General features: G+C 67.9%; 7 protein-coding genes. 4 read left to right on the top strand and 3 right to left on the bottom strand.

Annotated elements, in window-relative coordinates; all coding sequences use genetic code 11:
- Positions 1-113: 113 nt before the first annotated feature.
- Entirely contained in the window at positions 114-3,938 is a 3,825-nt protein-coding gene (locus tag EFAMC1_RS11025; protein WP_154054318.1) for an FtsX-like permease family protein, read from the bottom strand.
- A complete protein-coding gene (locus EFAMC1_RS11020; RefSeq protein ID WP_154054317.1) occupies positions 3,932-4,633 on the bottom strand; it encodes an ABC transporter ATP-binding protein in 702 nt (233 codons plus the stop codon). The genes EFAMC1_RS11025 and EFAMC1_RS11020 overlap by 7 nt, the downstream gene beginning before the upstream one ends.
- A gap of 297 nt (positions 4,634-4,930) precedes the next feature.
- On the opposite strand from EFAMC1_RS11020, the gene EFAMC1_RS11015 reads away from it, so the two are divergent.
- Positions 4,931-5,494 (top strand): TetR/AcrR family transcriptional regulator, encoded by a 564-nt coding sequence (locus EFAMC1_RS11015; protein ID WP_154054316.1) that lies wholly within the window; start codon positions 4,931-4,933, stop codon positions 5,492-5,494.
- A gap of 288 nt (positions 5,495-5,782) precedes the next feature.
- A complete protein-coding gene (locus tag EFAMC1_RS11010) occupies positions 5,783-6,775 on the top strand; it encodes a hypothetical protein (RefSeq protein ID WP_154054315.1) in 993 nt (330 codons plus the stop codon).
- 216 nt (positions 6,776-6,991) lie between these two features.
- Here the strand turns inward: EFAMC1_RS11010 and gpmA are convergent, their stop codons facing one another.
- Positions 6,992-7,753: a 2,3-diphosphoglycerate-dependent phosphoglycerate mutase gene (gene gpmA / locus EFAMC1_RS11005; RefSeq protein WP_154054314.1), complete on the bottom strand. Its 762-nt coding sequence runs from the start codon at positions 7,751-7,753 to the stop codon at positions 6,992-6,994.
- Between the two features lie 130 nt (positions 7,754-7,883).
- On the opposite strand from gpmA, the gene EFAMC1_RS11000 reads away from it, so the two are divergent.
- Together EFAMC1_RS11000 and EFAMC1_RS10995 are read left to right on the top strand one after the other, a co-directional pair.
- Positions 7,884-8,111 carry a FeoB-associated Cys-rich membrane protein gene (locus EFAMC1_RS11000; protein ID WP_187324677.1) on the top strand — a complete coding sequence of 76 codons (228 nt, stop codon included), beginning with the start codon at positions 7,884-7,886 and terminating at the stop codon, positions 8,109-8,111.
- Positions 8,112-8,278: 167 nt separating this feature from the next.
- Positions 8,279-9,625, top strand: a complete 1,347-nt coding sequence (locus EFAMC1_RS10995; RefSeq protein ID WP_154054312.1) for a glutamine synthetase family protein — start codon at positions 8,279-8,281, stop codon at positions 9,623-9,625.
- The last annotated feature ends 481 nt before the right edge of the window (positions 9,626-10,106 follow it).

The raw sequence follows: 10,106 nt of genomic DNA, 5'->3' as shown, positions 1-10,106 counted from the left end.
GTGATCAAGGTATTCCTCCAGGCATTGGCCCCTTGCCTGCGTCTCCGCCGCTGCCTTTTGCCCCACGCATGGGAAACTCTATAGGTCCACTTTGGCGCCGTTTCTTTGTCACGCTATTCGGCTGACTTGAGGGCGCCTACCATGTCGATGCGGTCGAGGCTCCTGTTGGTGATGAGACAGGTTGTTATGGCGAAGACCATCGACAGGCCGCAGCTCCAGACGTAGCTCAGCGGACTCACCTCCACGGCAAAGTACATCGAGGGCATGTTGAGCACGTAGGTGAGTGCGTGGGCCATGAGTGTGCCCAGGGGGATTCCTGCGATGGTGCCCAAGCCCGCCAGGATGAGGAGCTCCTTGTTGACGTAGGTCCGCACCTCTCCCCGGCGAAATCCCAGGACCTTGATGGTTGCCAGCTCGCGTTCGCGCTCGGAGATGTTGGTGGTCGAGAGCGTGAAGAGCACCACGAGCGAGAGACCTGCCGCCAGGGCCGTTATGAGTACGACGACGTAGTCGATGAGCACGAAGTTTGCCGTGAAGTCCCTGACCCCCTCCTGGGTGCTCGTGAGCGAGAGGTAGATGGGGTCGTCTGCGAGCGAGTCCTTGAAGGCGATCTGCTCGTCTGCCGCGCCAGAGAGGTGAGCCATGAGGGCGTTTGGCTGGAGCGTCTCGCCAAAGATTCGCTCGTACGTGTCTTGGGTGAGGTAGACGGCGTTGCCGAGGTAGCTCATCGCGACGGCGTCGACGGTGACCGTGGCCTTGCGAAGCGCCGTGTCCTGGAGGGTCAGCTCGTCTCCCGCGCCAAAGCCGAGCACGACCGAGGCGTTGATGGTCGCGATGGCGCCGTCGTCCTTGGTTCCCGTCTTACCGTCGGGACCTGTCGTGGCGTTGTCGAGCGTGAGGTGCTCGCCGGACTTGGTATGCAGGTTGACGTAGCTGTCGAGCGAGAACCTACTGGGCACCACGACGAGCTGGACGGTTTCCTTGGCCCCGTCGTGCTCGATGGTGACGTTTTCCGTCCGCACGGGAATGAAGTCCGTGACCTCGGGCGAGTCGGTTAAGGTGGTGGCTGCGTCCTCGATGTCAGACGGTTGCACCACGGCGAGTAGGTCATAGGTGGTCACGCCGGGCCTGCCGTTGCCGCCATATTGGTTGGGAGCAAGGGCCAGCACGGTGTCGGCGATGGCAAAGCCGCTGATCATGAGGGCCGTGCAGCCGGCCACGCCCGCCACCGTCATGGCGAGGCGCTTCCTGTAGCGGAAGAGGTTCCTCGCACAGACCTTGCCGAGAAACGAGAGACGGCCCCAGACGAGGGGGATGCGCTCGAGCAGGATGCGTGTGCCGGCGCGTGGCGCGCGCGGTCGCATGAGGGTGGCGGGCTGCTCGGCAAGCTCGCTCCTCACGGTGAGCGCGGTGGCCGCCCCGATGCCGATTACGAACATGCCCACGGCCAGGGCGCAGAGGGCGGCGTCGAAGTGCAGGGTCATGACAGGTAGGGTGTACATGACCTCGAACACGGTGAAGAGGAACTTGGGCAGGGCAATAAAGCCGAGGACAGAACCCATGGTGCCACCCAGAAGCGCCGCGCCGACCGTATAGGAGACGTACTTGGCCATGATGGGCGCGCGCCCGTAGCCCAGCGCCTTGTAGAGCCCGATGAGGCCGCGCTCCTCCTCGACCATGCGCGCGGCGCAGGTGAGCGAGACCAGGATGGCCACCGTGAGGAAGATGGCGGGAAAGACCGTGCCGATGACCTGGATCGAGCTCGCGTCGGAGTCGATGGAGGCATAGCTGGAGATGGCCGAGCGGTCCTGCACGTACCAGGTGGCGCCCTCTATGTCGTCGACCTTGGCCCGAGCCTCGGCGATGCGCGCGAGGGCGTCGGCCTTCTGGCGCTCGTACTCGGCGCGGTTCTGGTCGAGCTCGGCCTGGCCGTCTGCGGCCTGCGCCTCCGCGTCGTCGAGCTGGGCGGCGGCATCCCTGAGCTGCTGCTCGGCGAGGGCGCGCTGGGCGTCGAGCTGGGATTGGCCGGCGTCGAGCTGGGCGATACCGCCCTTGTAACTCTCCCAGCCCTGGGCAAGCTGCTCGCGGCCATGCTCGAGGGTGGCGCGGGAGGCCTCGAGCTTGGCCTGCTGGCTGTCGATGGTCTCCTGTGCCTGGGGAATGGTGGTTGCGAGGGCCGTGCGTGCGGCGTCTGCCTGGGACTTGTTGGCCGCAAGCTTACCGGCCGCAGCTGCGAGCTGGCGTGCCTGGCTGGGAAGGGTGGCAAGCTGGGAGCGAGTGGCGGCGAGGTTGGCGCGCTCGGCGGCGAGCTTTGCGCGGGCGTCCTTGAGCTTCTCGGGGCTTGCCATGAGGTCTTCGAGCTCGGCGCGGGCCGCGTGGAGCTGGGCGAGCTGGTCCTTCGTGAGGAGGCCTGTCTTCTCGATGCTGGTCACGAGCTTGTCGGCGCGCGCGGACACCTCCGCGCGCAGGTCCTCGTCGCCGGCGATGAGGCGGTCGAGCAGGGAGAGCGTCTCGTCGGCGAGCTTGAGGGCGGTGTCCAGTTCGGCTCCCGTCTGCTCGGCGTAGGCGTCGATCTTGTCCGTGAAGGCCTTTTGGGCAGCCGCGGACGCCTGTTCGTCCCGTGCGTCGAGGATGGCCTGCCACTCCGAGGCGGGCCAGGCGTTGCCGAGGGCGGCGGCGAGCTGGCCCGCGGAGTCCGTGACCTGGGCCATGCCGCTGTCGTAGTCGCGCACGCCTGCTTGCGCCTTGGCGCGCTGCGTATCAAGCTCGCGCTGCGCCGCGTCGAGCTTGGCCTGCCCGTCCGCAAGCTGGGCCTCACCGGACGCGAGCTGGGACTCGTTGGTCTCGAGGGTTGCCTTGGCCGCCTTGAGCCGGGCTCGTCCGGCATCGATCTTTGCCTGCGCGGCATCGAGCTGACGCGTGGCCTCGGCCCCCTTGCGGGCCAGCTGGTCCCGGCCGCTCGCGATCTGGGCCAAGGCGTCGTCGATGGCTGCCTGTGCCGCGTCGAGCTGGCTCTCGGCATCCGCAAGCTGGGAGTTCGTCTCGGCTTCCGCGTCATCGACCTTGGAGGAGGCCTCGTCTCGTACCTGCTGGGTGCGCGCGGCCTCGCGCTCGCCCTTGATGGCCTCCGCCTCGTCCGTCACGCGCGAGACGAGGGCGCGATAAGCGTCCGAGAAGCCATTCTCTGCCGCGGCACCAGAAACGCTTAGGTAGACGACGGAGTAGGTGCTCGCGGTCGCAGCATCCGGCGCGACGAAGAACGTGTAGCGCGCGCCCGTCGCGCGAAACGACGACGAGCCGTTCTTGGCGGCCACGCTCATGGGGTCGATGACGACGCCCACGATGGTGTAGGGGTGCGTGGCGAAGAGGTCGGTCGAGGTGGCGGCATCGGTCGAAGCCGCATCTTTCGTGTCGCCGACGTCCGCCGTGCCCGCGGCCTCGTTCTCTCCCTCTTCCTCGCCCGAAGAGCCCGTCCGCACGCCAAACTCCACCGTGTCGCCGATGCTCGCACCGCTCTCCTCGAGGTACTCGCGGGTCACGGCCACCTCGTCTGCCGCGGCGGGCAGCCGGCCCTCCTCGAGGTAGGGCTCGTTCAGGCCGTCTGGGGAGAAGGCGTGGACGGAGACGGAGTGGCGCTCGCCCGCGACCTGCGTGTAGGCGGTCTCGCTCCAGCTTCCCTCGGCCGCCGCCACGCCGTCGAGCCGGCCGAGCGCGGCCACGTCGTCATCGGTGAGCCCGAGCGTGGACTGCACGCTCACGTCGTAGAGGCGCTGCGCGTCGAAGAACTCGTCGGCCGAGAGGCGCAGGTCCTCGCAGGCGATGGTGAGGCCGATGAGCATCGTGGTGCCCAGCATGCAGATGGCCGCGATGGACAGGAAGCGCCTGAGGCTGCCGCGAACCGTGCGCAGCGCGTCCTTTGTGAGGGCCCCGGCTACCACTCGATCTCCTCGATGGGGGTGGGGCTGGCGCAGGTGGTCATCTCGGTGACGCGGCCACTCTTGAAGCGGACGAGGCGGTCGGCCATGGGGGCGAGCGCGGCGTTGTGCGTGATGAGCACCACCGTGATGCCCGAGGTGTGGCACGTGTCCTGCAGGAGCTTGAGGATCTGCTTGCCGGTGCGGTAGTCGAGCGCGCCCGTGGGCTCGTCGCAGAGCAGCAGCTTGGGGGCCTTGGCGATGGCGCGAGCGATGGAGACGCGCTGCTGCTCGCCGCCGGAGAGCTGCGCGGGGAAGTTGGCGAGGCGCTCGCCCAGGCCCACCCGCTCGAGCGTGTCGCGCGCGTCGAGCGAGTCGGGGCAGATCTGCGAGGCGAGCTCGACGTTCTCGAGGGCCGTGAGGTTGGGCACGAGGTTGTAGAACTGGAAGACGAAGCCGACGTCGGCGCGGCGGTACTCCACGAGCTCGGCCTCGCTGGCGTGCGTGATGTCGCGGCCGTCCACGGCGACGCGCCCGGAGGTGGCCGTGTCCATACCGCCCAGGATGTTGAGCGCCGTGGTCTTACCGGCGCCCGACGCGCCGAGCACCACGGCGAGGTCGCCGCGCTCCACGGAGAAGCTCGCCCCGTCGAGCGCGCGAATCTCGGCCCCGCCGGTGCCGTAGACCTTCGTGACGTCCTCGAACTCGATGTAGGACATGGTCCTCCCGCCTCTGGCGTGCGGACGTGTCGACGACACGCGCCCCGGCGTGTCCGCGAGCTTGCCGTGCCATCCGCCTGCATGATATGCGCGCCTGCACGACGTGCGCGATAAACACGCAGGTGAGATAACTCGACAGCATGTCGTCTCATCAAGTATACTAACGCCATTTAAGAACCATCAATAGACAGTTGTCCCGGTGCTGTCGCACGGTGCGGGGGGTGTCGTGGCGATGGGCGGGGTGTCGCGTCTCCTCGCGCGGGGCGGGCGCGGGTCGACGCCAGAAGGGGGCATGCGATGCGCAAGCAGCCGGAGGTTACGGAGCGCACGAGGGCGGCACTGCGCGAGGCGTTCTGGGGGCTCTATGCTGGCGACGGCACCACGCCGGGCCTTCCGGTCGAGCGCATCTCGGTGCGCGCCATCACGGACCGCGCCGGGTTCAACCGCGCGACCTTCTACCTCTACTTCCATGACGTCTACGAGCTGCTCGGCCAGATCGAGGACGAGGCCCTCTCCGACGCCCGCGACGTGGTGGACGGCATGATGCGCTCCCCGGGCGAGCTCGACTTCTCGACCCACATGGTCCTCATCGCCGAGTGCGCCGCGCGCAGCAGCCGCTACTTTGCCAAGCTCATGGGCGAGACGGGCGACCCGGCCTTCTCGGCCGAGCTCAAGCGCATCGTGCGGCCGCTCGTGGAGCGCTATCTCGTGGGAGGCCGCGGGCTCGATGACGCCGGGGCCGACCTGCTCTGCGAGTTCTACCTCTCGGGCATCATGGCCATCGTCGGCCGTTGGATCTCGCGCTATCCCGAGATGCCCATCGCCAAGCTCATCGGCCTGGTGGCGAGGAGCGTGCTGTAGGGGCCGCGGACGTCCGGTGTTTGGGGTGGGCGCCTGGCGTGCAAGACGCACATTTCCTTCCGTATGATTTGTCACATTTTGACGACCAGGCGCGGTTGGGAGTGGGGGGCACGACCAGTCCCACTCGCCGATTGGGCGTGATTGGCGATGAGCCCCGCGTGCGGCCCCGCTTGCTGAGCTGACGTGATTGGCGATGGGTCCCGCAGACGACCCCGCTCGCCGCTGGCCTCCCGGTGGCCCCGTCACGCGTGGGTATCATGGGAGAAAACCGGTCGTTGGGGGAGTGCCATGCTGGCTGTCATCGTTGCCGTCGTCGGGTGCGCGCTGGTCTGCGCGTGGCCCACGCTCGTGGTCCGTCGCGTGAGTCCCCGCGACGCGGCGCGTGCCCTAGAGCCGCCCGCCGCGCCCTCGCCGGCCCAGACCGGCTCGACGGATGTCCTCACGGCCGCCGCCACCTCGATCGGGCGGGCGGTCCGGGCCGCGGTCATGGCCGCGACGGGGCAGAGGGAGCCCGAGGCACCCAAGTACGGTCCCGAGCTCGACGCGCTCGTGCGCCGCGCGCGTCGCTCCCGCCTCTGGGCGGTTCCCCTCGTCGTTGGTGTCGCCCTCGACCTCACGCTGCTCGTCGCGCCGATGGGCTGGGCCGTGGGGCTCACCGCGCTCGGCCTCGTGCTCGTCGCCGACGTGGCGCTTGTGACCTGCGCGATCGTGATGCTCGTCCTGGGCCTGCGCCACACGGTGTCCGACGCCGAGCGTGACCGCTTCCTCCGGGCATGGGGCCCCGCGCTTGCGGCCAAGGCCGAGCGCTTCCGAGCGCGCGAGCTCGAGGAGCGCAAGGCCCAGGAGGCGGAGGCCCACGGCTGGGAGCAGGACACGGCGCCGATCCTCGACGAGGCGCTGGGCTCCCAGCTCACCGACGTGCGAAGGCGCCTCGCGAGCGCGCGCCCAGCGGCCGCAACCAGCCTCGCGGCCCAGCTCGACGAGCTCACGCGGAGGTTGCGCGTCCTCGAGGCGTCGCCCCATCGCGACGGTCACTCGGATGCCGCCGCGCAGACCTACGCCGAGCAGGCGGTGGACGCGCTCTCCTCCTACCTCCAGCTCGCCAGCCCCACGAGCGAGGATGCCGGCAAGGTCGCCGACGTGCTGGGCATCGCGACGAGCGCGCTTGTGCGAGAGACCGACCGTCTCGATGGCAAGGCACGCCTCAACCTCGACGTCACGAGGCGCGGCACCGAGGCGCTGTACGGCCACCGCTACGGGGGCGATTCCGGCAGGCACTAGGCACTAGGCGCGAGTGCGAGAGCGGGCAACTCTCGGCCCCCTTCTCGAGCCCACTCCAATACCTGACCCGCACCAACACCCGCGCCGACGGCCAATACCCCGCACCAACAAAGAAGCCCCGCCGCCCGCCCTCGCGGCCCGCAGTGACAGGTGCGCGAAGGCGAGCGACGGGGCTTCGCTGCGACAATCCTCGCAGCAGGTCCCAGGCGGGAAGGCCTACTTCTTGGCCTTGCCCTGGTTGGCGACGGCCTCGATCTTCTTGGCGATGGTCTCGGGGTCACCGATGTACTGCTTGTCCAGCACGTTGAAGTCGCGGTCGAAGGTGTAGACCAGGGGCACGCCGGTGGGGATGTTGACCTTGAGGATCTCCTCCGGGGTGAGCTTCTCGAACTTCATGACGAGCGAGCGCAGCGAGTTGCCGTGGGCGGCGATGAGGACGCGCTTGCCGGCGAGCATCTGCGGACGAATCTCGTCCTCGAAGTACGGCCAGGTGCGGGCGATGCAGTCCTTCAGGCACTCGGTGTAGGGGAGCTCGTCGGCGGGCACGTCGCGGTACATCTCCTGGACGTGCGGGTCGCGCTCGTCGTTGGGCTCGAGCGCGGGCGGCTGGACGTCAAAGGAGCGACGCCAGATGAGCACCTGCTCGTCGCCGTGCTTGGCGGCGGCGTCGGCCTTGTTGAGGCCCTGCAGGGCGCCGTAGTGGCGCTCGTTGAGCTTCCAGCTCTTGATGACGGGCAGCCACTCGCGGTCCATCTCGCGCAGCACGAAGTTGAGGGTGTGGATGGCGCGCTTCAGGCGGGAGGTGTAGCAGATGTCGAAGTCGAAGCCGGCCTCCTTGAGGGCCTTGCCGCCGGCAGCGGCCTCCTTCTCGCCGGTCTCGGACAGCTCGACGTCCGTCCAGCCGGTGAACAGGTTGAGCTTGTTCCACTCGGACTCACCGTGGCGGATGATGACGAGCTTCATGGTGTCGTCGCTCATGCATGGCCTCCTTGTAGCCTTGGACGTCTCTTGCGCCCCACAACCTTGATGCCTATAGTTTACTACGGTAAACTCCGGGGCATGAACAACCTCGGAAACCTTGTTTATGCTAGCAGAAAGGGGACAGGCCATGAACGCCCCCAGCATCATCATCCTCGCCATCGTCCTCGGAATCGCGTTCCTGTGCGTGCGCTCCATCATCATCGCCAACAAGAAGGGCGAGTGCGGCACCTGCGCCCTCGAGGACACGTGCACCGTCCATGACACGGGCAAGTGCGCGCTCTCGGAGGACATGATGGCCCGCGCCGACGCCGCCGTCGCCAAGTACGAGGCCTCCAAGCGGGACAAGGCCGCCTAGCTCGGGCGTAGCCGCTCGGATGCCCAAGGGTCGCCCTCGCCGGGAGCTACAGCCCCTCCCGAGGTGAAACAGAGCCGAAACACGGATGTGGGAGAGTGTCATACCTAGCGTGGCGTCTCTCTGCGAAGACGCCCCACGACACCACCGTCTGTCTGCGAGGTAGCTCGATGACCAACGAGCAGAACATCGACTTCGTCCTACGCTCCGTCGAGGAGCGCGACATCCGCTTCGTGCGCCTGTGGTTCACCGACGTGCTCGGCAACCTCAAGTCGTTCGCCATCTCACCGGAGGACCTCGAGGAGGCGTTCGAGGAGGGCATCGGCTTCGACGGCTCGGCGGTCGACGGCTTCGCCACGCTCGAGGAGTCCGACATGCTCGCCTTCCCGGACGCGAGCACCTTCCAGGTTCTGCCGTGGCGCCCGAGCGAGGCCGGCGTGGCCCGCATCTTTTGCGACATCAGGACCCCGCACCGTGAGCCCTTCATGGGCGACCCGCGCGCCTGCGCGCTGCGCGCCTTCCGCAAGGCCGATGCCGCCGGCTACGTCCTGAACGTCAGCCCTGAGCTCGAGTTCTTCTACTTCAAGGAGGATACGACGGTCAAGGAGGGCTCGGCCGTGCCGGTGCCGCTCGACGACGCGGGCTACTTCGACCTCACGCCCGAGGACTCCGCGCGCGACCTGCGCCGCGACACCGTCCTCGAGCTCGAGCAGATGTCGATTCCGGTGGAGTACTCCTACCATGCCATGGCGCCGTCGCAAAACAGCCTGTCGCTTCGCTACTCCGAGGCCGTGACCTGCGCCGACAACATCATGACGGCCCGTCTCGTCGTGAAGCAGGCGGCTTACGCGCACGACATCTTCGCCTCGTTCATGCCCAAGCCGCTCTCGGGCGTGCCGGGCTCGGCGCTGTTCCTGTGCCAGTCGCTCTTCGACCATGATGGCAACAACCTGTTCTGGGCCCAGGGCGAGGGGTCGGTGCACCACCTCTCCGAGCTGGCGCAGCACTACGTGGCGGGCCTGCTTGTCTACGCGCCCGAGTACACGCTCGTCACCAACCCCACGGTCAACTCCTACAAGCGCCTCGTGCCCAACGGCGAGGTCCCGTGCTATGCCACCTGGGGCTCCAAGAACCGCTCGGCGTTCGTGCGCGTGCCCACGTACAAGCCGGGCAAGCAGCTGTCGCGTCGCGTCGAGCTGCGCAGTCCCGATCCCACGTGCAACCCCTACCTCACGATGGCCGTGACGCTGGCTGCGGGCATGCGGGGCATCGAGGAGGGCCTGGAGCTCCCGCCGGAGTCCAACGTCACGTTCGACGAGCTGGAGGGAAGCGGCGCCCAGCGCCTGCCGCGCGACCTCGGCGAGGCCGTCGAGGCGTTCGAGGGCAGCGAGCTCATGCGCGAGGTCCTGGGCGACCACATCTTCGAGTACCTGCTGGCCGAGAAGCGCGAGGAGTGGTCCGAGTACTCCCGGACCGTCACCGACTGGGAGCTGCGCCACTACTATGGTGGCTTCTAGCAGCGGGTTTATAGGCGCTTGAGGCATCTGTGGGGCCGTCGGGACTTCCAGCTGCCCTTTCTTGTGCGTGGCGGTGCGGCGCGATGACGCGCGCGCCGGCAAGCGCCATCCCTGCCGTACCAGCACAACTCCACCATCTTCGAGCTGCTATAATTCATAAGTCTCATTCAGGTCTGTGGTTGCGGGAGACGGGACCTGCCGACGCGCCTCGCCAAAGGGGCGGTGTGCGTCCCCACGGTCCGGCCGGCTTGCCCGGCACGGCTCCCTAGTCCATGCCAGACGAGGGCAAAGGGATCCACGTAAGCCCGGGCGTGCGCGCCCGGACGATCATGGCTCGTCCTAGAAGTAAGACGCACCGCCCGTCTACAACCCTGGGGCACATGCCCCGCGGGCGAGAGGGCCACTAGTTGCGGGGGCCGCGGCTCCCAAGGCAAACGCCCCGGTGCGCGAGTGTGGGGTCACATACCAGGTCAGCTGAACG

Source organism: Olsenella uli (genome assembly GCF_901212675.1).
Lineage (GTDB): Bacteria > Actinomycetota > Coriobacteriia > Coriobacteriales > Atopobiaceae > Parolsenella > Parolsenella uli_B.
This window is presented reverse-complemented; position numbering and strand designations above follow the sequence as displayed.

Coding starts and splice junctions, on each gene's coding strand:
- EFAMC1_RS11020 (WP_154054317.1), bottom strand. CDS start 4,633: ATGTCCTACATCGAGTTCGAGGACGTCACGAAGGTCTACGGCACCGGC.
- EFAMC1_RS11015 (WP_154054316.1), top strand. CDS start 4,931: ATGCGCAAGCAGCCGGAGGTTACGGAGCGCACGAGGGCGGCACTGCGC.
- EFAMC1_RS11010 (WP_154054315.1), top strand. CDS start 5,783: ATGCTGGCTGTCATCGTTGCCGTCGTCGGGTGCGCGCTGGTCTGCGCG.
- gpmA (WP_154054314.1), bottom strand. CDS start 7,753: ATGAGCGACGACACCATGAAGCTCGTCATCATCCGCCACGGTGAGTCC.
- EFAMC1_RS11000 (WP_187324677.1), top strand. CDS start 7,884: ATGAACGCCCCCAGCATCATCATCCTCGCCATCGTCCTCGGAATCGCG.
- EFAMC1_RS10995 (WP_154054312.1), top strand. CDS start 8,279: ATGACCAACGAGCAGAACATCGACTTCGTCCTACGCTCCGTCGAGGAG.